The organism is Marinobacter nauticus ATCC 49840, from assembly GCF_000284615.1.
Taxonomy (GTDB): Bacteria; Pseudomonadota; Gammaproteobacteria; order Pseudomonadales; family Oleiphilaceae; genus Marinobacter; species Marinobacter nauticus.
The window spans coordinates 2,903,565-2,926,384 of sequence record NC_017067.1; the positions used below are offsets into that span (position 1 = coordinate 2,903,565).

The window sequence follows — 22,820 nt, forward strand, 5'->3', positions numbered from 1 at the left end:
AAACCTTCGGATTTAATGCAAGCGCTGAAAACATGAAGGGCACAAAAGGGAGGAATATCATGGAGATTAATGCAGATTTCTCCAAACCGGTGGTTATGCATTCCGACCAGATTGAATGGCAGCCCTCGCCCATGAAAGGGGTGGAGCGGCGCATGCTGGACCGGATCGGGGACGAAGTTGCCCGCGCCACGACCATCGTGCGTTATGCGCCGGGCAGTCATTTCTCGGCGCATACCCATACCGGTGGAGAAGAATTCATCGTACTCGATGGCGTGTTCCAGGACGAGCACGGTGACTTCCCTGCTGGCACCTACGTGCGCAACCCCCCAACCACGTCACATATTCCGGGCTCTGAAACGGGCTGTACGATATTTGTGAAACTGTGGCAGTTCGACCTGGCCGACCGCACCCAGTTCAGCAAGAATATGGAGGCCGAGCTGGGCGCCCCAGTGGGCGGCGTTGCCACCGCAAAGCTGCATGAGGACGATCGTGAGATCGTGACCTACAGCCAGCTCGATGCGGGGGCGACACTGACCTCTGAGGCGCCCGGCGGAATCGAACTGCTGGTGGTCGAAGGTTCGGCTATCAGGGATGGCGAGGTGCTGGCCAGGCATGACTGGCTGCGCCTCCCTGAAGGACACAGGTTGTCCGTGACGGCCGGGGACGACGGCGCCAAGATCTGGATGAAAACGGGGCACCTGCGATTTGCCGGGGCACCGAGGGTATAAGCCCGGCAATAGCGGGATTGAAAAGGCAGACAGGTGAACAACCATGAACCGTGATACCAGAACAGCCCTGATGGATCTTGCCGAGCACACCGTCCGGTCACGGGGCTTTGACGGGTTCAGCTACGCGGATCTGGCCGAGGCCATCGGCATTCGAAAGGCCTCGATCCATTATCATTTCCCCACCAAGGCGAAGCTCTCCGAAGCCTTGATCGAGCGCTATCAGACCAGTCTGCAGCAGGGTCTGACCGAGATAGACGCAGCCCATGCCAGCGCTGGCGCGCGCCTCAAGGCACTCATTGCCCTGTACCGCGGGGCGTTGCATGATGGCCAGACCGTGTGTCTGTGCGTTGCCTTTTCGACCTGCCGCGAAAGCCTGTCCGACACCGTTATTGCCAGAGTCGGCGCCGTTCGCGCAATGGTTCTGCAGTGGATTACGGCAACGTTTGAACTGGGACAAAGGGATGGATCCGTCTCGGCCATCCTGGGTGCCGCCGATGAAGCGCAGGCGACCCTGGCGATGCTGGAAGGGGCCCACCTTGCCGCGCGCACCGAAGAAGACCTCGCCGTGTTTGATGCCGCAACGCGACTGCTGCGCGCCCGCTGCCAGTAACGACGGGACAGGAATCGCGCTTTGATGTACAGAATCGCTACGCAAATTGACTCATAACGAGCGAAAAGGAGCAAACAGATGATGAGCACCCTGAAAACAGCACTGGCAGCAGCCACGCTGTCACTCACTGTTGCAAGTACGCAGGTACTGGCAGAAACGCAAACCAGAACCATCGAGTATCAAGTCGGCGACGAGACCTTCACCGGCTACATGGCCTGGGATGATGAATTCGGGCAAAAGCGTCCGGGGGTTCTGGTGGTCCATGAATGGTGGGGGCACAATGAATTTGCCCGGAATCAGGCAGAACGACTTGCCTCGGCCGGCTATACGGCGTTTGCGCTGGATATGTATGGCTCTGGCAAACAAGCCGACCATCCCGATACCGCCCAGAAGTTCATGCAGGAAGCCACTCGGGACATGAGTCAGGTCAAGGCGCGCTTCATGAAGGCGATGGACATCCTGAAGAACCACGAAAGTGTTGATGCGTCCCGAATTGCGGCACAGGGTTATTGTTTTGGCGGCGCCGTGGTTCTCAACATGGCGCGCATGGGCGTCGATCTGGACGGCGTTGTCAGCTTCCACGGCGCGCTCGGCAGCCCCCTCACGGCTGAACCCGAGTCCGTGAAAGCCAGGATCCAGGTGTACACCGGCGGTGCCGACAAGCTGGTCCCCTCGGATCAGGTCGCGGGCCTGGTCAAGGAGATGCAGGATGCCGAAGTCGACCTGACACTGGTGAGCTTTCCCGGAGTACTGCACTCATTCACCAACCCAGGCGCCGACAAGATCGCCGAGGAGTTCGGCATGCCGGTTGGTTATGATGAAGAGGCTGCCAGCCGTTCCTGGGATGGCACCATGCGTTTCTACAAGGCCATCTTCACCCAGTAACACAAGCGAGTGCAAACAAACCGAAACCGGCAGTATTTACAGTGAATTCTGGAACACCAACCGAAAAGCATGATGAGGTGCAACATGGCAACTGAGAGTTTACCACTGTTCGATGGAGACAATCGTCCAGGCTACAAGTCGCTGGGCAACTCGGGGCTGTTCGTATCCGAACTGTGCCTGGGCACCATGACCTTCGGCGGCGATGAGGACATCTGGGGCCTGATCGGCCAGTTGCAGCAGGAACAGGCCGACGAACTCGTGAAGATCGCCCTGGAGGCGGGGGTCAACTTTATCGATACCGCCAACATCTATGGTTTCGGCGCCAGTGAGCGCATCGTCGGCCAGTCCCTGAAGAATCTCGGCGTTCGCCGCGAAGATGTGGTGCTGGCGACCAAGGTGCTCGGCCCCATGGGCGCAAGCCCCAATGCCCGTGGTGCTTCCCGCGGCCATATAATGAGCGAATGCAAGGCGAGCCTGGCGCGCCTGCAAACGGATTATATTGACCTGTACCAGATCCACGGTTTTGACCCGGCCACGCCGATCGAGGAAACTCTGGAGGCACTGAACACCCTGGTGCAGCAAGGCCATGTGCGTTACGTGGGCCTGTCCAACTGGGCCGCCTGGCAAGTGATGAAAGCCATCGGCATCACCCGGGCCCGCAACCTGTGCCCGATCATATCCATGCAAGCCTACTACACCCTCGTAGGTCGCGATCTGGAGCGGGATATTATTCCGATGCTGAAATCTGAGAACGTTGGTCTGATGGTGTGGAGCCCACTGGCCGGGGGTTACCTGTCCGGTAAATACGAGGGGCCGGACGTTTCCGAAGAAAACCGGCGCGCCAAGTTTGACTTTCCACCCGTCAACCGCGAGCGGGGCAGCGAAGTCATCAAGGTTATGCGGGAGATTGCCGATGGCAAACAGATCGACGGCGAACCGGTCAATGTGGCACAGATTGCCCTGTCATGGCTGCTACACCAGAAGCCTGTGACCAGCATCATCGTTGGCGCCAAGCGGCCCGAGCAGCTCAGGGACAATATCCGCGCGGCCCAAATCCGCTTGTCCGACGATGAACTGGTAGCCCTGGATGAAGTCAGCCGCCTGCCCGAGGAGTACCCGGGCTGGATGATGGCAATGATGGCCGGGTACCGAAACTCTACCGAGTCCTGATTCCAAAACCGACCCAACCCAACCCAACCTTCACATCGTGCTGCGCCCCGACGGCGCAGCCGCTATGCTGGAAAAACCGTTAATGCTGTCAAAACGTAGACGTCCGTGCCTACTGGCCACTTCGACGACTCTCCTGGCTGCTTCAACACCTGACTTTACCGGTTCTGGTGTTGTCGGCAAAACAGGTCGTGTGTAAGGGTTATTTCAGAACTCAATCACCTTCCTGGAAGACTTAAGTGAGTTGTAATTGCTAACAAAATTGGCGCTCATTCAAACCTACCTCAATCTTTTATCTGTAAGCGAAACCAAAGGGCATAAAGCGCCGGGACAAACAATAGCGTGATCAGAGTGCCCACTGCTACGCCACCTATAAGCACATAAGCCAGCGGCCCCCAGAACAGGTCAAAGGTCAGAGGAACAAACGCCAGAACGGCCGCCAGAGCGGTGAGCACCACGGGGCGGGAACGTTGCACTGCCGCCTCGACAACGGCTTCTCTCGCAGCCATCCCCGCTTTGAAGTTGTCCTGCACCTGCTGCGTCAGAATCATGGTGTTTCGCATCAGGATGCCGCCCAGGCCAATCAGCCCCAGCAGCGCGGTAAAGCCAAAGGGTTGATTAAACAGCAGCAGAGCCAGCACAGCCCCAATCAGCCCCAGTGGCGCGGTGGCAAGAACAGTCAATGTGCCGATAAAGGAACGCATCTGAAGCATGATAAAGATCAGCATCAACGCCAACATCACCGGTTGTAATGTCTGGATTGAAGCATTGGCTTTGGCTGATTGTTCCACCGTACCGCCGATTTCAATACGGTAACCCTCCGTCAACTGTTCGCGCAGGCCCGTCATCGCACTCCATATCTCCTTGGTAACATCCGGTGGCTGGGCACCTTCTACATCGGCCTGAACGGCCAGGAAGGGGTCACGGTTGTAACGCTTTATGACGGGGTCCTCGTAACGAACCTGCCACTTGCCCAGTTGCTGTACGGAAAGTTTGCGGTCGTCGCGGGTTTTGATTTCAAGATCTTCCGGCATGATCACTTCGCCACGGGCATTACGCGCCACCAGTTGAACACTCCTTATGCCCTGACGTAGTTCGGTGACGGCCACTCCGCGGAGTTGGAACTGCAGTTGCCGGGCAACTTCCGCCGGGGTCAGGCCCATCCAACCCAGGTTTTGCGGGTCCATATCAAGATAGAGAGTGGGCACGCGCTCATCCCATTCGAGATGCGGCATGACGATATTCGGATGCCCGGTCATGAGAGTGCGGATCTGGTGCGCGATCTCTCTGAGTTGATCGGATTCCGGACCCAGCACACGAAAACTGACCGGCCAGACCACCGGGGGACCGTACAGCAAACGCGTCACCCGCACTCGTGCCTCCGGAAATTCACCCGCCGCGATTCTGGTTTCCAGCGCCGAGATGATGCGATCGCGCCCTTCAACGTCCTGCCCAATGGCAATCAACTTGGCAAATGCCGGGTCCGGCTGCTCGGGGTTGGCCGATACGAAGAATCGGGGCGCACCGGCACCGATGTAAGCAGAAAGGCTTTTCACCTCCGGCATGTCCATCAGAATCGCTTCCAGGCGTCTGACACTTTGATCCGTGGTGGCAATAGCGCTCCCCTGCGGAGCATAGACACTGATCAGAACTTCGGGGCGATCAGAACTGGGAAAAAATTGCTTCTGCACCTGGGTTGCCATACCGAAAGCACTGATCGCCAGCAAACCCACTGTTATCAAAACAACGGTTTTCCGGTACTGTACACACGCTGTGATCACCCCGCGCAACCGCTGATAAAACGCGCTTTGGTATAGGTCCTGGCCCGTATGCCCGGTGTAATCGGGCAAGAGCTTGACGCCCAGATAAGGCGTAAAGGTTACCGCCACCACCCAGGAAATCAACAACGAAAAAGCCAGCACCCAGAAGATGTTGCCGGTGTATTCTCCCACCCCGGACTGGGCAAATCCGATGGGAACAAATCCGGCCACCGTCACCAGCGTTCCAAACAGCATGGGCGCGGCGGTTACGCTCCAGGCATGACTGGCTGCCCGTACCCGGTCCCAGCCGCTCTCCATCTTCACAATCATCATTTCAATGGCGATGATCGCATCGTCCACTAACAGGCCTAGTGCGATAATCAACGCACCCAGGGTGATGCGATCAAGGTTAATGCCTGCCATTTTCATCAATAAGAAAGTCAGGCCGAGAGTCACGGGAATCGCAATACCCACCACCAAACCCGCGCGCAGACCGATCGCCAGTATGCTGACCCCCATCACCACGACCAACGCAACCAGAAACTTGACCTGAAAAAGATCAACCGCCTGAGTGATGGCTTCCGCCTGATCGGTCAGGGTCTGTATTGACATTCCCAGCGGCAGCCTGCCCTGTTCGGCACTGACAAACTCGCGCAGCCGCTCACCAAACTCCAGGCCATTTTCACCCGCGCGCATGACGACACCTAACAGGATCGCATCCTCACCGTTGGAGCGGACGATGTAGCTCAAAGGATCTTCATAACCTAAACGCACCTCGGCCAGATCAGACACGGTGATAAGCTGGTCTCCGATACGCAGAGGTACTGAGGTGAGGCGCTCAAGGTCAGACAGGTCGATGTTGCTGCGGACATAAACCCGCGGGCCGGCAAGATCAACAAAGCCAAGAGGCTGAAGACGGTTGTTGGCCTCTATCGCCTGCAACACCTCTTCTGCCGACAAACCGAGGTTGTTGAGCCGGTCCTGATCAAATTCGAGATACACCCGCTCAGGACGCTCCGCCAGGAGCTGTGCTTTTTGCAAGCCGGGCAGCCGTTGCAAGCGATCCCGTATCGATTCTGCCTCTCGGGTCAGTTCACGCATTGGCATCCCGGGTGCCGTCAGCGCCAGCAGGGAGAAATACACATCCGCGAAATCATCGTTGACGATGGGGCCGATCACACCCCGGGGCAGATTGGGCTTCTCATCGAGCATGCGTTTGCGGACTTGATAAAAGAGGTCCGGCACTTTTTCGCTGGGCGTCGAATCCTGGAATCGGATAAGCATGGCGGCCTGCCCGGGCCGAATGGTTGTTTCAATGGTATCGGTATACGCCACCTCCTGAATTTGCTTTTCCAGACGATCCACGACCTGATTCTGCAGCACCTCGGGGGTTGCTCCTGGCCAGGCTACCGAGACCACCATCGCCCGGACGGTGAACGCAGGGTCTTCCGCCCGACCCAGGGACGAGAACGCGTAGAAACCGGTAACAACGGACAGCAAAAGAAAAAAGAGGGTGACCGAACGCTCGCGCACTGCCAGCGCGGAAAGATTCGGTAAGCTCATTGAGCCAGCTCCCGCACCGCCATGCCAGGCGTGAGTAGGTGTGTCCCCAGCGCGACGATGGGCGTTCCCGCCTTGATGTCGACCTTGATCTTCGCATACTCCTCACCCAGATCGATAACATCGACCGCCAGGGGCGTTACCGTGCCGTCGGAAACCAACCAGATCTGCGGCGTTTGCCCTCTCTCATCCAGGGCACCCAGCGGTACGCGATGGCTGGGGGCGGTTTGCTTCTGCGCTAACCGCACACTCACCACCGACCCCAGGGTTAAAGACGAGGGGTAGGGCCCCTCCAGGCTGTATCGGGCACGCCAGCTCCGGCTTGCGCGGTCGGCAGCCCCGGCAATTTCTCTCAGGCTTACAGCTAGCTGTTCGCCATTGGGCAAAGGAACATAACCACGCCTGGCCGGGTTACTGCCCTCTGGTAAAAAAACTTCCACTTCCAGCGATTGATCTTCGGCCAGAACGGCAAGGGTTTGTCCGACACCCACAACCTGACCGGGTTCAACGTTGACCTCAGTGACCACGCCTGCATGGGCGGCTTTCAGTTCCGCATACCCCAGGGCATTCTGAGCCTGCTGATTGCGTGCAGAAGCCGTTTGCACCTGGCTGCGCGCCTCACGCTCTGCCAATTCAAGGCGTTGCAGGGTTTGTTCGCTGACAAACTGACGCCCCACAAGTTGCTGTTGGCGCTGGAGCTCATTGGTGGTAATTGCCAGGGCCGCTTCTGCACGCTTCAGATCCGCGGCGGCTCCCTCCGCCGTTGCTACAAGGTCTCGTGTATCGAGTTTGAACAGTAAGTCGCCTTTTTCCACGCGTTGACCGGCATCAATGTAACGATGTTGAATCCGACCGGCGATCTGAAAGGCCTGAGGAACTTCGTGGCGGCCTCGCAGGGTTCCTGAAAATCTGTGCGCTGTTGGGCCGGCGTCCTTTAGTTCAACTGTTTTTACCCAGGGGATAGGGGCGCGGGCCTCTGGGGGCGGTTCCGAAGACTGCTGACAACCAGACAGAATGAGCAGCGAGATAAACAGTGTCAGCATACAGCGCATGGCAGGTGTCCCGATTGGCAAAATCAAGGTGTGGGTATCAGTTCTCGCGGTGTCTGGACAAAGCAAGTTGCAGGATGGCATCGCGAACGGCTTCCTTCTGTTCCATGGGCAGAAAATGAGTCGTACCCTCAAGAACCCTCACGTCAGCCGAGGGCAACAAGGTCTGCAGACGTTTTTGCGCCGCCGGCGAGAAGGTTGACCCGCGTTCCGCCGCCAGCGCGATAACCGGGCACCGCAACTGACGAATACCGGGCCAGGGGTTGTGTTCGGTATGGGCAAAGGTGGTGCTCTCCCACTCCGGCGCACACGCCAGGCGAACTTGATCGTCCTGCGGCAGAAAAGCGTGTTGGATGTAGGCCTCCAGCCATGCATCGGGCCAGGTCTTGAAGCCACCGCGGCCCCGATAGTTGTCCAGCGCAGCAGCGTGCGAGTCGAATACCCGGCGCCGACGGGCGGCTCCGGCGGCCAGTGACAACCGATGTGACTGGCGTAGCAGCTTGGCCAGCCACAACTTCAGGCCCTGCCCCGGATCCATGATCACCGGTTCCGCCAGAATCAGGCCCAGCACTTTGTCTGGCCGTCGGGCAGCGGCCATGATGCTGGTGGTGGCACCGATAGAATGGCCGGCGAGCCAGACCGGCTCGTCCAGGCTACCCAGCAGAGCGGTCATGTCGCGATAGTAGGTTTCCCAGCCCCGGAATGTCGAAAAGTTCGCCGCACCGGCGCTGGCCCCGTGCCCCCGCATGTCCCAGGCCAGGACATTGACGTCCGTGGCAAGCCCATCAAGGAGGGGGCGGTACAGGCGGCCATGGAAACCCGTTGCATGCGCCCAGTGCACCGTGGGGCGCGCTTTGGATTGCGGCCAGCGCCACAGTGCGATCTCCGCGCCATCCGGCGCCTGGAATTGGTCGCGTTCAGGGTTGTTGTGCTTATTGTTCATGAAGATCTGCTTCTTTGGCCGCCACTGTCGGGAGCAACAACTGAACCTGACCGCTGGCGATCGGTTTGCGCTTATCGCCCTGCCAGCAGGTCACCCGGACCAGGCTGCTCCGCCTGCCTTGTCGAACAATTTCGGCGCTGGCGAACGTCGATCGGGCCTGCGCGGAACGGAGGTAGTTAATGTGGCTGTCGAGAATGCGTGGGCAACGTTTGTCGGTATCCTGGCTTTGCGCAGCGACCCGCGCGGTGAGTTCGATCAGGGCGCCAAGCACGCCGCCATGGAGGGCGGGTAGCATAAAGTTGCCAATGAGCGCTTCACGACACGGCATATGAACCACTAGACCTACATCGTCGCGTTGAACCTCAAGCCCAAGGTGCCGTGCGTAGGGAATGCGCTCCAGCAGAGCCTGCCAGTCGGAACATTCTTTCCCGCTTTCGGTAGGGCCTGAGATGGGTTGTGCCGAATCGCCAGTCGTGCTCATGCGCCCTCCTTTTTTCGTCCACCGGCCTGGAATCGCTGGCCCTGGGTGTTGCGCATGAAGGTGGCGTTTGCCGTCGCTAACAGTGCACTATCGCTCTCGCTGAGGATGTCGCAATGGATGAACGCGACCTCGTCCGTTAAATGACGACAGGTGGCCACCGCCAAGAGGGCACGGTCGCCGATGGCGGGCCGCAGATAATCCATGCGCAGATCCAGCGTGGCAATGGGCATCAACTCCAGGGCCCCCGCGAATACCGCCAAGCCTCCGGCGGAGTCGGCCAGCGAGTAGAGCACGCTGGTGCAGATTTCTTTTGTATCCTCTTCGGCGAACATCCACGGCTGTGGGGTCAGGCGCATGCAGACCTGGTTTCCGTTCACAGAGACAACCTGCATACCCAGATCCCTGCCGTGGGGAACCTGTTCGGTGAACTGCCACGCCGTCGTCACAGCGTCACTGTGCTGAGCTCTGTTCGACTCCGTCATCAGATCTGCCCACCCCGGTTTGCATTTCGCACAGGGGCGGAAGTGGCGGGAAACAGCTGATTGTCATATGTCATTGCCATGTCAGTTTCTTCCGAATAACATTGTTGCTGGATTTTGGTTGGTTAACCAACCAAAAGTCAAGAATCTGTTGAGGCAAATGGCACGCCACCCGTGCAATGGCGTACGATCAGTGTAACAAGTCAGGTGGTGGCCGCTCTGATGAATAACGAACTGGCTTGCTGAGGAGATACTTAAGCGATGGTTAACAGACAGATGGCTCCTCCAAGCAAACTGGGCGACCAGGGCGACGTTTTGTCTAACGCAGCCAGGCTTTTTCGTGAGAAAGGCTTTGAAAGGACGTCGCTCAAGGAGATTGCCGAGGCCTGCAATATGCTGCCCGGAAGTCTGTATTATCGTTACAACAGCAAGGAAGCGCTGCTTGTCGAGCTGATGCGCCGGGGGGTGGACCTGGTTACCGCAGAGGTCGAGTCGGCTTACGCCAGTTCGGATGACCCGGTTGAGCGTTTACGTCTTTGTATCAACGCGCATCTGCGAGCCCTGTTGGTCGATTCGGACGCGGTTTACGTGCTGCTGTTTGAATGGCGGGCGCTGGGCCCGGAGGCTCGCGAGGAAATCATCGAACTGCGTGACCAGTACGAGTCCCTGTGGGCCGGTATCCTCGAAACAATGATTGCGCAGGGCGTGGTCCGCAAGAATATTGATGGCCGCCTGCTTCGCCTGATCGGCCTTGGGGCGCTCAACTGGGTTGCAACCTGGTTCGACCCGAACGGGGCTCATTCACTCGACACCATTGGCGACTTGATCTGGCAGATCGCTATGGACGGTGTGATCAATAAAGGGGGGCAGGCATAGGTTCTGGCTTCACAAACGCAAGCAAGTAGCCTCTGTTTATGATCGCTAATCATGCGGATGCACGGTTTGTGATCTGACATTTTGCCTGAACTGCTCAGGCGACTGGTCAAACCAGCGCTTGAAGGCGCGTCTGAAATTGGCACTGTCGTGATAGTTCATCAACGCGGCAATGGCCTCGATTGACAGCTGGCTGTCACGCAAGTAGGTCGCTGTCTGCTGGGACAGAATCTCGTCGCGAACTTTCCGAAAACCGCTGCGTTCCTGTTTGAGTTTGCGTGCCAGGGTGCGTTTGCTCATGAACAACGAGGCTGCTGCTTCGTCTTCACTGAGCGTTCCGGGCGGTCGGGACAACATCATCATCTTCAGCTGGGTCTGATAGCTCGGTTTATCCGACTGAAGTTGCGCAAGCATCGATTCACACTGTTGCAAGGCCAGACGATAGTTTTCGTGATTGGCGGAGGCATTCGGTTCCTGACACAACGACATCGGCAACGTAAGTTTTAACTGGTCGCAATCAAAGCGAATCTGCCCGGGCAAAAAATCGGCATACATTGCCTGATACGGGGGTTCAGGATGAGCGAAGCATATTTCAGCCTCATGCAAAGGGCGACCAATTATAAACTCGCCAAATTCAAAAAGGGCCTTAACCATCGCATCCGACAGGCACCGCTGTATGTCATCGTCCAGCGACTCCTGGTAGTCCAGAATACATTCCAGGCGCTCGTTGACTTGCCGCAAATGCAGTTGGATGAAGCTCGCGCGCGTGGGCAGAAAAGTATGAATCGCTTGCAGCGCAGTGAGAAAGTCGGGGCTGCTGTAGGCCACGAATCCCATCGCACCATGGGTTGCCGGGGTCAGTCGCTTGCCTAGCCATAACCCTAATTCCGGCTGGCCGGACAAATCCAGTGCGTTGCGCAGAATCCGCACCTGCTGCGCTGCGGTAAGCAGGCTTTCCTCGCTCAGGAATTGCGTCACACCAAGCCCGGTGCCGAGCAGCAGACGTGGCAGTTGTTTGGCTGTTAAATCGAGCTCACGTGCAATGAGCCGTGAGTAATTCGATGGAATACCGGGACCGGATTTTTGCAAATCACCCGTCTTCTGCGTCGTCATCATCGATCTTCCCCGTCCTAAATGATCGTCATTTTGTCTTTAAATGACCTCAGCTTGTCAAGAAATGACCTGACAGGAGTGTCGTCAGACAGACAATATCTATTACTGAACACTACTGGCAGGAGAACAATAATGGGCAAGATTACTTTTATAGAACATGATCAAACTGAACATGTTGCTGAATTCAAAGCTGGTTCCTCGGTAATGCAAATCGCCGTTGACAATCTGATTCCCGGTATTGACGGGGATTGTGGGGGAGAGTGTGCCTGTGGTACCTGCCACGTGATCGTCTCGGACGATTGGTTCAGAAAGACAGGTACGCCTGGTGGTGAGGAAGAGCAAATGCTGTCAATGACCCCGGAGCGGGCAAGCACTTCGCGCCTGGGCTGCCAGGTGGTCATTACTGATGAAATGGACGGCATGACCGTGCATTTACCCGAGTTCCAGATGTGAACATAGGAGGACGCATGCCAACACTGTCCAAAACATTTGACGACATTCAGTCCCGAGTGATTAATGCTACCTCCAGGGTGGTGCCGATGCACAGGCAGATCCAGGGGCTGAAACTGTTAATGGGCGCCAAGAAGAAGGCCTTCGGCCCACGCCGGCCCGTGCCCGAATTTGTTGAATCAGCCATCCCGGACGTTAACACGCTGGCCCTTGAGGACATCGATGTCAGCAATCCGTTTTTATATCGGCAGGATCAGTGGCGCGCCTATTTCAAACGGTTGCGTGATGAGGCTCCGGTCCATTACCAGAAGAACAGCCCCTTCGGCCCCTTCTGGTCGGTGACTCGCTTTGAAGACATCATGTTCGTGGATAAGAGTCACGACCTGTTTTCCGCCGAGCCGCAAATCATTCTGGGTGACCCTCCAGAGGGGCTGTCGGTGGAAATGTTCATAGCCATGGATCCGCCAAAACACGATGTGCAGCGCAGCTCGGTTCAAGGCGTGGTGGCACCAAAGAACCTGAAGGAAATGGAGGAGCTGATCCGATCGCGTACCGGCGATGTGCTTGACAGCTTGCCTCTGGGCCAGCCCTTCAACTGGGTGCCCACTGTATCGAAGGAACTCACCGGTCGCATGCTCGCAACCCTTCTGGATTTTCCTTACGAGGAACGTCACAAGCTGGTTGAGTGGTCGGATCGGATGGCCGGGGCAGCATCGGCAACCGGCGGCGAGTATGCCGATGAAGAGATCATGTTTGACGACGCGGCTGACATGGCCTGGTCCTTCTCCAGGCTCTGGAGGGATAAGGAAGCGCGCCGCGCGGCGGGCGAAGAGCCCGGTTTCGATTTGATCAGCCTGCTACAGAGCAACGACGACACCAAAGATCTGATCAATCGCCCGATGGAGTTTATCGGCAATCTGACGCTGCTTATCGTTGGCGGCAATGATACCACTCGCAACTCAATGAGTGGTGGCCTGGTGGCCATGAACGAATTCCCAAAGGAGCTCGAAAAACTGAAGGCAAAACCGGAACTGATTCCGAACATGGTGTCGGAAATCATCCGCTGGCAAACGCCGCTGGCCTATATGCGCCGAGTCGCCAAGCAAGATGTTGAGCTGGGCGGCCAGACCATCAAAAAGGGCGATCGCGTTGTGATGTGGTACGCCTCGGGCAACCGTGACGAGCGCAAGTTCGAAGACCCCGATCACTTCATTATCGATCGCAAGGACGCACGAAACCATATGTCATTTGGCTACGGTGTTCACCGTTGCATGGGCAACCGCCTGGCCGAATTGCAACTGCGTATCCTATGGGAAGAGATTCTCAAACGCTTTGACAAGATCGAAGTCGTCGGCGAGCCGGAGCGCGTGCAGTCCAACTTCGTGCGGGGCTATTCGGAGCTGATGGTCCAGCTGACACCAAAAAGTTAATGAACAGGCTAACCAGGATGACGACCGAACAATTTGACTATGTCGTGGTTGGCGCGGGCTCGGCCGGATGTGCTGTCGCCAGCCGCCTGTCGGAGAGCGGTCGCCATTCTGTGCTGCTGCTTGAAGCCGGTCCGGAGAGCCGCCGCAACCCTTTCGTGAACATGCCGCTGGGTTTCCTGCAGCTAATGTTCAGCCGCCGCTACAACTGGCAGTTCAATACCGAACCGCAGCGTCACATGCACGACCGGGCGCTTTTTCAGCCGCGGGGCAAGATGCTTGGCGGTTCCAGCGGCATGAACGCGCAGGTCTATATTCGCGGGCATGCCCGGGACTACGACGAGTGGGCACGGCTGGGGTGCAAAGGGTGGTCATACGCCGAGGTGTTGCCCTACTTCCGCCGATCGGAACATTTCGAGCCCAAACTTACGCCGAATGAGGCAGAATTTCATGGTCAGGGTGGTCCGCTGAACGTTGCCGAGCGCCGCTATACCAATCCGCTGAGCACGGCGTTTGTCGAGGCGGCGACCCAGGCAAAGTACCGGCTCAATACAGATTTCAACGGCAGTGAGCAGGAGGGCGTGGGCTTCTACTACGCCTACCAGAAAGACGGCACACGCTGTAGCAACGCGCGGGCCTATCTCGAACCCGCCACGGCGCGTTCCAACCTGACGGTTTGCAGCGGCGCGTATGTCACCCGGGTGCTACTCGAAGACACCCGCGCCACCGGTGTCGAATACCGCGATACAAAGGGGCTGACGCAGGTTCGTGCCGGGCGCGAAGTTGTGCTCTGCGGCGGCGCGTTCAACTCGCCGCAACTGCTGATGCTGTCCGGGATCGGTCCGCGGGAGGAGCTGTCCCGGCATGGCATAGAACTGCGCCATGCGTTGGAGGGCGTCGGGCAGAATCTCCAGGATCATATCGACGTGTTCGTGCGCGTCAGCGCCCGCAGCCGCCAAAGCATCTCGATGCATCCGAGCTACTGGCTCAAGGGGCTGTGGGGCGCTTTGACGTATCTGAGCGGTCGGCGGGGCGTGCTGTCGAGCAACGGCGCCGAGGCCGGCGGGTTCATCCGCTCCCGGCCCGAGGAGCCGGTACCCGACCTGCAGCTGCACTTCGCGCCAATGCTGTACGACGATCACGGGCGAGACCTGAAGACCGCGATGAGCGGTTATGGCTACGCGGTGATGATCTACGGGCTTAGGCCGTCGTCGCGCGGGCGCGTCGGTCTGCACAGTGCCGACCCGTTTGCCGCGCCGCTGATCGACCCCAACTACATGGCCGAGTCCGCCGATGTCGAGCGACTGGTGCGCGGTGTCCACCTGGTGCGCAAGATCCTGGCGCAGGCGGCGTTTGCCCCGCACCACGAGGTTGAGGTCTTGCCCGGGCCGGCGCTGCAGAATGACGACGATCTCGCCGCATGGGTACGGCGCAGCGGTGAATCAGCGTACCACCCGGTTGGCACCTGCAAGATGGGTGTTGATCCGATGGCGGTGGTCGATCCGCGCCTGCGCGTGCATGGCCTGCAATGCCTGCGGGTGGTCGATGCCTCCATCATGCCGACGCTGGTCGGCGGAAACACCAATCAGCCGGCAACCATGATCGGCGAGAAAGGTGCCGCGATGATACTTGAGGATGCCGGGGAGATGGTCGGCTGAGCTCCGCGCGCGCGGGCGTCACAGGGCTCAGTTGGCATCTGGACTTCTGATCAATCTGATTCCAAAGAACAGTAGAAAGAGACAGGCTATGGCAAACCAACAGAAAGAGACGACAGTCATCGTTGGCGGCGGGCACGCAGCAGGTGCGCTCCTGACAACCTTGCTGCAAAAGAAATATCAACATGAGGTGGTCCTGGTGGGCGAAGAGCCACATCCACCCTATCAGCGGCCGCCCCTGTCCAAGAACTACCTGGCAGGCGAGGTGGATCAGGAGTCGCTGTACCTCAAGCCGCGCTCGGTGTACGAGAACGCCGGCCATCAGTTGCGGCTCGGTGTACGTGCCGAACAAATTGATCGGGACAACAAGACCATCAGTTTGTCGGACCAGAGCACATTGAAATACGATCGACTGGTCCTGGCCACGGGGTCACACGTTCGACGCCTGAACGCACCCGGGGCTGACTTGAAGGGCATTCATTACCTACATGACATAGCTGACTCGGATGCCCTGCGTGAACAACTGGTTCCGGGGAAACGCTTGGTCATCGTGGGTGGTGGTTACATTGGCCTTGAAGTGGCAGCCAGCGCTACCAAAAAAAGCGTTGATGTCACGGTACTGGAAGCGGCCGAGCGTCTTATGCAGCGTGTAACAGGCCCGGAAATGTCGGAGTTTTTTTACACCAAACACAGTAACGCTGGCGTGGATCTACGCCTGAACACGGCGGTAACCGGTTTCGAAGCTAGCGATCAGGGGCATGTGGCTGGCGTGACATTGGCGAGCGGCGGCACTGTACCGGCCGACATCGTGCTCGTTTCAGTGGGTGTTGTGCCGGAAACCGCGCTGGCTGAGGCCGCCGGCCTGCCCTGTGATGACGGCATTATTGTTGACGAGTTTACCCGCACAGAAGATCCAGCCATCCTGGCGATCGGCGACTGTACCCGCCACCGGAATCTTTTCTTCGAGAAGATGCAGCGCCTTGAATCTGTCGCCAACGCGGTTGATCAGGCCCGGACAGTGGCGGCAACCCTGATGGGCGAGAAGAAACCCTATAATAGCGCTCCATGGTTCTGGTCGAACCAGTATGACGTGCGTCTGCAGATGGTGGGGTTGTCGCAATATCATGATCAGCGTGTGCTGCGCGGAAGCCCGGAAGACAAGGGATTTGCGGTGTTCTATCTCCGCGATGGCTGTGTCATTGCTGTTGATGCGGTCAACCTGCCCATCGCTTTTATGGTCGGCAAGACCCTCGTTCAACAACGCAGGCAGGTCAATCCTGAAATGTTGAAGGATCCGGATATTGAACTGAAGTCCTTGGTGAGCGGTCAGTCCATAAATTGAAATTGACGACCGAGTAGAGCTGTGCCCTTAGTTTGCCCAAAATTGCGAAAGCAATGCACAACTCATACGGCCTATGGATATCATATCCTACGACCGACAGCTTTCAGTGAGCGCAAAGGATGCGTGAGCCACAACCGGCGGAATTTCCCGTAGCCAGACACATTACTGTTGCTCTGGTAAACCGAGAGCACCATAGCGAATGATATGGACTCCCCCTGCTCCCACGGCATCGATGTGCCACATTGAAGGTGTCTGACATCTTCAATCAAAAGCAGGAGGAGTCATCATGAATGTTACAACCATTGGCATCGATCTGGCGAAAACTGTGTTCAGTATTCATGGCACCGATCAACACGGCAAGGTCGTGGTTCGCAAACGACTGAACCGGCCCAAGCTGTTGCCTTATATCGCTCAGCTCCCACCCTGCCTGATTGGCATGGAAGCCTGCTCGGGTGCCCACCATTGGGCTCGGGAAATGACCAAACTCGGCCACGATGTCCGAATCATTGCACCCCGGTTTGTCGCGCCCTATCGCAAGAGCAGCAAGAACGACGACAACGATGCCGAGGCCATCTGTGAGGCAGTAGGTCGGCCGAATATGCGGTTTGTTCCAATCAAGACCGAAGACCAGCAAGCCGTACTGTGCCTGCATCGTATTCGCCGTGGACTGACCAAAGAACGCACCGCGCAGATCAATCAGATTCGTGGGCTGCTGGCCGAGTTCGGACTGATCATTCCCCAGGGCCGTTACGCCGCACGGCGCCGGGTTCCCGAAATCCTGGAGGATGCCGAAAACGACTTACCCATGCTCGCTCGCCGCTTAATCAACAACATCAACCAACGCATTCGACAGCTCGATGAAGAAATCCTGGCTTACGATCGGGAGGTCGAAGCGATGGCCCGGAGCGATGAGCAGGCCAAGCGCCTTATGGCCATACCGGGTATCGGACCACAGACCGCAACAGCCCTGCTGGCCAGTGCGCCTGACCCCAGACAGTTCAAAAGTGGGCGACACTTTGCCGCATGGTTGGGTCTGGTGCCCCGACAATACTCGACCGGTGGCAAGGTGCGACTTGGCCGAATCACCAAGCGCGGGGACAAATACCTGCGAACGCTGCTGATCCATGGCACCCGGGCAGTGATTGCAAAATTACCGGATAAGAATGATCGACTCAGTGACTGGGCCAAAGACCTGGTGGAACGACGTGGATACAAGCGGGCCGCCGTTGCGATGGCGGCCAAGAACGCCCGGATTATATGGGCACTACTCATGAATCAAACCGAGTTTAAGACACAGCCTGTGGAGGGCTAAAACCGAGCACCAACGACAGGCAGAACAAGCCTGCCAGAAGAGTCTTGCAACGGCAAGCGATGACGGAACGGTCAGACCGAGAGTGGGAGAACCTGTTTATTTCTGCGGCTCAGCGAAGCCGACTAACGAATAAGGTCCCCGCTCACACGCATCATCATCCTGGCCCGGGCAAAAACGCCCACAAAGAGGCCGAATGTAGAGCCGCAGTCTCAAACCGCTTCGGATTCAAATGGCGTTGCTTGACCGCAGGGGGAGTCCATGTAGGTGAAATAATTCTCTATATGTCCCACTAATAACCTCACCTTGCAATTACCGACGAAAATATGAACTTGATTTTACCCACAAAGAAAAAGCGAAGTCTCTATCGGCCATTATGGGTAGAGGTTCCGATCACTCAATCCTTCATAAGCAACATCGCCCATTCGGTGTCGACCTCTTGTTTTGGTTCATCTGAGCATATGCTTTTTCATGCGGATGGGTGGTGGCAGCCAAGACAGGGCTTTTCAGACTGCAAGCTTCAAGCGGTGTGTAAATCAAACACAGTAAGATTCCGGCTTATTGATGGTGGACATCAAGAACCGATAGTTACGAGCGGTATTAATGTTAAGACACTTGCTCGATTAAATGAAACTTGCGGGACTACTGAAAAGGTTTTCTATAGTAAGGACGTGCCGGTCCTGATGGCTATATACTACTCGACTAAACGATACGAGACCTTTAAATGATGCATAAGGCTGGGGCTATATACCTAAGGAAGATCTGAATAACCGCTGGTTTTTGCCCCTTTTCCGCAATCTTGGCGGAAAAGGGGCGCATTGGTCTTACGCTGCAGGTTTTTATCAATCAGCAGGTTGCTGAAAGCGACCAGCAAATGCAGACGGTTGGTATACTTGGCATTTAAAAGCGATATGCAACACCGATGCTCACGATAGTGGGGTCCACTTCCACTTTTGCCTGAACAGGGGCCGGGCCCAGGTTACCGGTGATATCCGCCTCGAAGGGTGCATATCTAACGTCAAAATTTGCCGACCAGTTATTGTGTATCCTCCAGCGAAAACCAGCCTGAACCGCAGGGGCCCATGTATCTTCGACGTCGAAGTCGGTTAGTGCGCGATCCTTCTCATCTAAAAAGAGAATCCGTCCTACACCCGCTCCAAAGTACGGAGAGAAGTTGCTACCCGTCAAAACATGATACTGAAGCGAAAGAATTACCGGACCATAATCTGTTTGACCAAGAAAAAGACCGGAGAGAGACTCTTCGCCCTGGAGGTCCGCACTAGCGGGAATGCCGCCAAAAATGTTAAATGCCAGCTGATTACTCAGAAAATACGACACGTCGAATGATACGGTCGTATCGTTGTTAATAGACAGGTTGGAATTTGGAACGGGGGCACTCCCCGCAGAGGCTGATCGCAAATCTTCATCGGTTAGAACTCTAGTGGCATTCAGCCCAACCACCCAGTCGCCTCTACTGTAAACCGGCTCAGATTGAGCGTTGGCCAGGCTCGCAGCAAGTGAAAGTAAAAGGAACGCCACTAACGAGACTTTACTAATTATTTTAGGTTTCATTTTTTATTATCCTTTTTGGTATTAAAACAAATTGGCTTTAGGTAAAACTGCAATTTTTCGTAACACAAATGCCACTCATTGAAGCTAGCTTGCCGGTTTATTGACTAATACTTCCCCATACTCAGAACGCAGCTTGTTTTTTAATACTTTCCCAGTGGCATTGCGTGGCAATCCTTCCACAAAGATCGCGCGATCCGGGATCTGCCACTTGGCGACTTTCCCTTGATAATGAGCAAGAAGTTCCTCCTCAGTAATATTTGCGTCGGGTATTTTTACTGCCAACAGGATCGGTCGTTCGTCCCATTTATCATGGGAGGCCGCCACTACGGCAGCTTCATTGATGGCAGAATGGCCCATTGCGATTCCCTCCAATTCGACTGTAGATATCCATTCACCACCAGATTTAATAATATCTTTTGAGCGGTCACGTATTGTCATAAATCCATCATCATTGATCGAAGCAACATCACCTGTCTCGAACCAACCGTCTTCCTCAAGAGTCTGATTTGGTTCAACACCGAAGTAATCGGCTACCACCCAATGACCACGGATGCGGAGATTTCCCTGAGCAATGCCATCTTCGGGCAGTTGATGGCCGTCTTCACCCACAATTTTGAGCTGCACCCCGTAGGGAGGCCGTCCCTGGCTTTCACGGATTTTGTTTCTTCCTTCCTCCGAAAGAGTATTGTGTTTCGACAGCAGTGCATTGACGGTTCCGATCGGTGATGTTTCTGTCATTCCCCATGCATGGACAACTTCTACGCCATACTTACCACGAAACTCCGACATCATTGAGGGCGGACAAGCGCTACCCCCTATCACCGTCCGTTTAAGCGACTGTGCCGAGGAGCCAAGCTCGTCCAAAGCCGAGAGAAGTCCCTGCCAAATCGTAGGCACACCCAGCGCAATCGTTACGCTTTCTGAATCGATCAGCTTGACCAAACTTTGCCCATCCAGGCCAGGACCAGGCAACACCAGTTTGGCTCCAACCATCGCCGTAATGTAGGGTACCCCCCACGCATTTACGTGAAACATAGGAACAACCGGCATCACCACATCCCGTGCCGATAAATTCAGTGCGTCGGGTTGAGCAGCTACCAGCGCGTGCAGAACGGTGGAGCGGTGTGAATAGAGCACCCCTTTGGGATTTCCAGTGGTGCCCGATGTATAGCAGAGGCTTGAAGCCTGGTTTTCGGCGATTTCAGGCCAATTCGCGTTAGGCGTTCCTCGCTGGAGAAACTCTTCATAAAACAACAATCCTGGAAATTGCGCTGCAATTTCTTCGTCCGGTTCGGACATCAATACAAATTCCTCAACCGTCTCCAGTCGGTCTCGGATATTTGAAACAATGGGAAGGAACGTTTTGTCAAAGAATATGACTTTGTCTTGAGCATTGTTGATAACGTAAACGAGTTGTTCTGGAAACAGTCGCGGGTTAATAGTGTGACACACCATCCCGCCACCAGAGATGCCAAGATAACATTCCAGGTGCCCCACGTTATTCCAACAAATGGTCGCGCACCGATCCCCCTGGACATAGCCTGCCGTTCGAAGCGCTGACGCAAGTTGTCGCGACCGCTCCGAAACAGTTGCCCAGTCAGATCGACTGGGATTTCCATCCGTTCCTATCGACACAATCTCAGCGTCTCCATGGTAGCGAGCAGCATGGTCGATCAAGGAATTCACGGTGAGCTCCATGTTCATCATTTGGCCAAGCACGTTTATCTCCTGTCGTTTTTGTAGTTGGTTGACGCGAGTATCTGGCGTCATTAAGGTCCAATGTAGAAGGCATAATCCGGGTTTGAACCTAAACATTTCCCAAGAGGATGTCGGCTGCATTTTCGGCAATCATCATGGTGGGTGCGTTGGTGTTACCGGCAACCAAACTGGGCATTATCGAGGCATCGACAACTCTTAGCCCTTCAATCCCTCTGACTTTCAATTCCGGATCAACGACTGAATCCGGATCCGCGCCCATACGACAAGTGCCAACGGGGTGGTAAATAGTCTCTGCATTTTCCCGGATAAAGTCCGCAATCTGACCGTCCGAAGACACCAAGTTTCCGGGCTTAATTTCTCGTTCACTATGTAAAGCCATTGTTGGTGCCCCGAGTATCCGTCGTCCAAATTTAACGGCCGAGATCATTGTTTTGATGTCTTCGGGGTTACTGAGATAATTGGGTTGAATCAACGGGTCGGCCAATGGGTCAGGGCTTTTGAGGCCAATAAAACCGCGGCTTCTGGGCATTAGATCGCAAATATGCAAGGTGTACCCATACCCGGCCATCACTTTTCGTCCATGATCCTTCAGGTAAGTTGGCAAAAAGTGGAATTGCACATTTGGCCGTTCGCACGAGCGCTCGGATTTAACAAAGCCTCCGGACTCGGCAACATTACTGGTAAGAAATCCACGTCGCGCAAAGATATATGAGAATAATGCGCTCACGCCCCGAAACAGGAAACTGGGAGCAACGCCAATGGGCAAACGTGAGTTCGCCGCGTGCATGATCGTAATATCCAAATGATCAACCAGATTCTGGCCGACCTCAGGAAGATGATGCACAAGGGGGATCCCGTGTTTTCCAAGCTCTTGGCTATCACCGATTCCCGAAAGCATCAGCAGTTGTGGTGAATGAACCGCACCACCAGACAATATGATTTCACCGCCGTTATTGAGTCTAAGCTGGCGATATTCGCCCCCCTGGTTCAGTGTCACACCGACTGCCCGCTTACCGTCCATTACCACCCGGGTTACCCGCGCGTCCGTTAGCACATCAAGATTAGGCCGGTTCTCCGCGACACGCAGAAATGCCTGCGCTGAACTCCAACGCCGACCATTTTTTTGTGTCACCTGGTAGAGTCCCAATCCCTCTTGCGTCTCTCCATTAAAGTCCGTGTTTACCGGGAGCTCTACATGAGGTGCCGCTCGAACAAAATCTCGACTCAACGGATTGACTGATTTGAGTTCACTTACGGTGAGCTCACCGCCCTCCCCATGGTAAGAATCTGCGCCAAAACGTTTATTATCTTCCAGTCGACGAAACAATTTTAAAGCGCGATCCCATCCCCAGAGGTCGGTCCCGGCAACTTGACCCCAGTGGTCATAATCGGCTTTGTGACCTCTGATATAGACCATGGCGTTGATAGAAGAGGACCCGCCAAGCGTTTTACCACGAGGCCAAAACAGGCGGCGCTCCTTCAGATGTTCTTGAGGTTCGGTTTCAAGAGCCCAATTCAGCTTTTTACTATTGGAAAGGAGTGCTATACCTATAGGCATATGTATGAGTGGATTTTTATCCTTTGGGCCCGCTTCTAGCAACACTACTCGCTTTGAAGAGTCCGCCGTAAGCCGATTGGCCAATACACAGCCCGCCGATCCCGCACCGACAATAATGTAATCGTACATAATAACTCTCT

General features: G+C 56.0%; 19 protein-coding genes. 10 read left to right on the top strand and 9 right to left on the bottom strand.

The genetic code is table 11. The features are described 5' to 3' along the window. Window positions 1-59 precede the first annotated feature (59 nt). From MARHY_RS13485 to MARHY_RS13500, 4 genes are all read left to right on the top strand, one after another. Entirely contained in the window at window positions 60-728 is a 669-nt protein-coding gene (locus MARHY_RS13485) for a cupin domain-containing protein (RefSeq protein WP_008170339.1), read from the top strand. A gap of 43 nt (window positions 729-771) precedes the next feature. Then, window positions 772-1,338: a TetR/AcrR family transcriptional regulator gene (locus MARHY_RS13490; RefSeq protein WP_014422282.1), complete on the top strand. Its 567-nt coding sequence runs from the start codon at window positions 772-774 to the stop codon at window positions 1,336-1,338. A gap of 78 nt (window positions 1,339-1,416) precedes the next feature. Continuing rightward, complete coding sequence (locus MARHY_RS13495) at window positions 1,417-2,223, top strand: dienelactone hydrolase family protein (RefSeq protein ID WP_008170335.1); 807 nt, start codon at window positions 1,417-1,419, stop codon at window positions 2,221-2,223. Between the two features lie 84 nt (window positions 2,224-2,307). After that, window positions 2,308-3,393 carry an aldo/keto reductase gene (locus MARHY_RS13500; protein WP_041654908.1) on the top strand — a complete coding sequence of 362 codons (1,086 nt, stop codon included), beginning with the start codon at window positions 2,308-2,310 and terminating at the stop codon, window positions 3,391-3,393. 281 nt (window positions 3,394-3,674) lie between these two features. On the opposite strand, the gene MARHY_RS13505 is transcribed toward MARHY_RS13500, so the two are convergent. The 5 genes from MARHY_RS13505 to MARHY_RS13525 are packed head-to-tail and all read right to left on the bottom strand — an operon-like array spanning window position 3,675 to window position 9,665. Beyond that, window positions 3,675-6,713 (bottom strand): efflux RND transporter permease subunit, encoded by a 3,039-nt coding sequence (locus MARHY_RS13505; RefSeq protein WP_014422284.1) that lies wholly within the window; start codon window positions 6,711-6,713, stop codon window positions 3,675-3,677. Beyond that, complete coding sequence (locus tag MARHY_RS13510) at window positions 6,710-7,762, bottom strand: efflux RND transporter periplasmic adaptor subunit (RefSeq protein ID WP_041654911.1); 1,053 nt, start codon at window positions 7,760-7,762, stop codon at window positions 6,710-6,712. Before MARHY_RS13510 ends, MARHY_RS13505 begins: the two co-directional genes overlap by 4 nt. A gap of 37 nt (window positions 7,763-7,799) precedes the next feature. Then, window positions 7,800-8,702, bottom strand: a complete 903-nt coding sequence (locus tag MARHY_RS13515) for an alpha/beta fold hydrolase (protein ID WP_014422286.1) — start codon at window positions 8,700-8,702, stop codon at window positions 7,800-7,802. Then, complete coding sequence (locus MARHY_RS13520) at window positions 8,692-9,183, bottom strand: PaaI family thioesterase (RefSeq protein ID WP_014422287.1); 492 nt, start codon at window positions 9,181-9,183, stop codon at window positions 8,692-8,694. The genes MARHY_RS13515 and MARHY_RS13520 overlap by 11 nt, the downstream gene beginning before the upstream one ends. Then, on the bottom strand, window positions 9,180-9,665 hold the full coding sequence (locus tag MARHY_RS13525; RefSeq protein WP_014422288.1) for a PaaI family thioesterase: 486 nt from the start codon (window positions 9,663-9,665) through the stop codon (window positions 9,180-9,182). The genes MARHY_RS13520 and MARHY_RS13525 overlap by 4 nt, the downstream gene beginning before the upstream one ends. A 258-nt stretch (window positions 9,666-9,923) precedes the next feature. Here MARHY_RS13525 and MARHY_RS13530 point away from each other — a divergent pair, with 258 nt between their 5' ends. Then, window positions 9,924-10,538, top strand: coding sequence for a TetR/AcrR family transcriptional regulator (locus MARHY_RS13530; RefSeq protein WP_014422289.1), 615 nt, complete (start codon window positions 9,924-9,926; stop codon window positions 10,536-10,538). A gap of 45 nt (window positions 10,539-10,583) precedes the next feature. Here MARHY_RS13530 and cypR read toward each other — a convergent pair whose 3' ends face one another. Continuing rightward, the gene (cypR, locus tag MARHY_RS13535; protein ID WP_014422290.1) at window positions 10,584-11,651 is read right to left on the bottom strand and encodes a transcriptional regulator CypR; all 1,068 of its coding nucleotides are present in this window, start codon (window positions 11,649-11,651) and stop codon (window positions 10,584-10,586) included. 129 nt (window positions 11,652-11,780) lie between these two features. Between cypR and MARHY_RS13540 the strand changes: the two genes are divergently transcribed. From MARHY_RS13540 to MARHY_RS13560, 5 genes are all read left to right on the top strand, one after another. After that, window positions 11,781-12,101 (top strand): 2Fe-2S iron-sulfur cluster-binding protein, encoded by a 321-nt coding sequence (locus tag MARHY_RS13540; protein ID WP_008170311.1) that lies wholly within the window; start codon window positions 11,781-11,783, stop codon window positions 12,099-12,101. 14 nt (window positions 12,102-12,115) lie between these two features. Beyond that, on the top strand, window positions 12,116-13,528 hold the full coding sequence (locus MARHY_RS13545) for a cytochrome P450 (protein WP_041654913.1): 1,413 nt from the start codon (window positions 12,116-12,118) through the stop codon (window positions 13,526-13,528). A gap of 17 nt (window positions 13,529-13,545) precedes the next feature. Continuing rightward, entirely contained in the window at window positions 13,546-15,183 is a 1,638-nt protein-coding gene (locus tag MARHY_RS13550) for a GMC family oxidoreductase (protein ID WP_225316732.1), read from the top strand. Window positions 15,184-15,271: 88 nt separating this feature from the next. Then, the gene (locus MARHY_RS13555) at window positions 15,272-16,522 is read left to right on the top strand and encodes an NAD(P)/FAD-dependent oxidoreductase (protein ID WP_041654915.1); all 1,251 of its coding nucleotides are present in this window, start codon (window positions 15,272-15,274) and stop codon (window positions 16,520-16,522) included. A gap of 286 nt (window positions 16,523-16,808) precedes the next feature. Next, entirely contained in the window at window positions 16,809-17,834 is a 1,026-nt protein-coding gene (locus MARHY_RS13560; protein WP_008170306.1) for an IS110 family RNA-guided transposase, read from the top strand. Window positions 17,835-18,731: 897 nt separating this feature from the next. Here MARHY_RS13560 and MARHY_RS13565 read toward each other — a convergent pair. The 3 genes from MARHY_RS13565 to MARHY_RS13575 form a co-directional block, all read right to left on the bottom strand. Then, the gene (locus MARHY_RS13565) at window positions 18,732-19,403 is read right to left on the bottom strand and encodes an OmpW/AlkL family protein (RefSeq protein ID WP_008170303.1); all 672 of its coding nucleotides are present in this window, start codon (window positions 19,401-19,403) and stop codon (window positions 18,732-18,734) included. Window positions 19,404-19,487: 84 nt separating this feature from the next. Further along, window positions 19,488-21,173, bottom strand: a complete 1,686-nt coding sequence (locus tag MARHY_RS13570) for a long-chain fatty acid--CoA ligase (protein WP_227716479.1) — start codon at window positions 21,171-21,173, stop codon at window positions 19,488-19,490. A 37-nt stretch (window positions 21,174-21,210) separates the two neighbouring features. Further along, window positions 21,211-22,809, bottom strand: coding sequence for a GMC family oxidoreductase (locus MARHY_RS13575; RefSeq protein WP_014422295.1), 1,599 nt, complete (start codon window positions 22,807-22,809; stop codon window positions 21,211-21,213). Between the last annotated feature and the right edge of the window lie 11 nt (window positions 22,810-22,820).

Coding starts and splice junctions, on each gene's coding strand:
- MARHY_RS13485 (WP_008170339.1), top strand. CDS start 60: ATGGAGATTAATGCAGATTTCTCCAAACCGGTGGTTATGCATTCCGAC.
- MARHY_RS13490 (WP_014422282.1), top strand. CDS start 772: ATGAACCGTGATACCAGAACAGCCCTGATGGATCTTGCCGAGCACACC.
- MARHY_RS13495 (WP_008170335.1), top strand. CDS start 1,417: ATGATGAGCACCCTGAAAACAGCACTGGCAGCAGCCACGCTGTCACTC.
- MARHY_RS13500 (WP_041654908.1), top strand. CDS start 2,308: ATGGCAACTGAGAGTTTACCACTGTTCGATGGAGACAATCGTCCAGGC.
- MARHY_RS13505 (WP_014422284.1), bottom strand. CDS start 6,713: ATGAGCTTACCGAATCTTTCCGCGCTGGCAGTGCGCGAGCGTTCGGTC.
- MARHY_RS13510 (WP_041654911.1), bottom strand. CDS start 7,762: ATGCGCTGTATGCTGACACTGTTTATCTCGCTGCTCATTCTGTCTGGT.
- MARHY_RS13515 (WP_014422286.1), bottom strand. CDS start 8,702: ATGAACAATAAGCACAACAACCCTGAACGCGACCAATTCCAGGCGCCG.
- MARHY_RS13520 (WP_014422287.1), bottom strand. CDS start 9,183: ATGAGCACGACTGGCGATTCGGCACAACCCATCTCAGGCCCTACCGAA.
- MARHY_RS13525 (WP_014422288.1), bottom strand. CDS start 9,665: ATGACGGAGTCGAACAGAGCTCAGCACAGTGACGCTGTGACGACGGCG.
- MARHY_RS13530 (WP_014422289.1), top strand. CDS start 9,924: ATGGTTAACAGACAGATGGCTCCTCCAAGCAAACTGGGCGACCAGGGC.
- cypR (WP_014422290.1), bottom strand. CDS start 11,651: ATGATGACGACGCAGAAGACGGGTGATTTGCAAAAATCCGGTCCCGGT.
- MARHY_RS13540 (WP_008170311.1), top strand. CDS start 11,781: ATGGGCAAGATTACTTTTATAGAACATGATCAAACTGAACATGTTGCT.
- MARHY_RS13545 (WP_041654913.1), top strand. CDS start 12,116: ATGCCAACACTGTCCAAAACATTTGACGACATTCAGTCCCGAGTGATT.
- MARHY_RS13550 (WP_225316732.1), top strand. CDS start 13,546: ATGACGACCGAACAATTTGACTATGTCGTGGTTGGCGCGGGCTCGGCC.
- MARHY_RS13555 (WP_041654915.1), top strand. CDS start 15,272: ATGGCAAACCAACAGAAAGAGACGACAGTCATCGTTGGCGGCGGGCAC.
- MARHY_RS13560 (WP_008170306.1), top strand. CDS start 16,809: ATGAATGTTACAACCATTGGCATCGATCTGGCGAAAACTGTGTTCAGT.
- MARHY_RS13565 (WP_008170303.1), bottom strand. CDS start 19,403: ATGAAACCTAAAATAATTAGTAAAGTCTCGTTAGTGGCGTTCCTTTTA.
- MARHY_RS13570 (WP_227716479.1), bottom strand. CDS start 21,173: ATGACGCCAGATACTCGCGTCAACCAACTACAAAAACGACAGGAGATA.
- MARHY_RS13575 (WP_014422295.1), bottom strand. CDS start 22,809: ATGTACGATTACATTATTGTCGGTGCGGGATCGGCGGGCTGTGTATTG.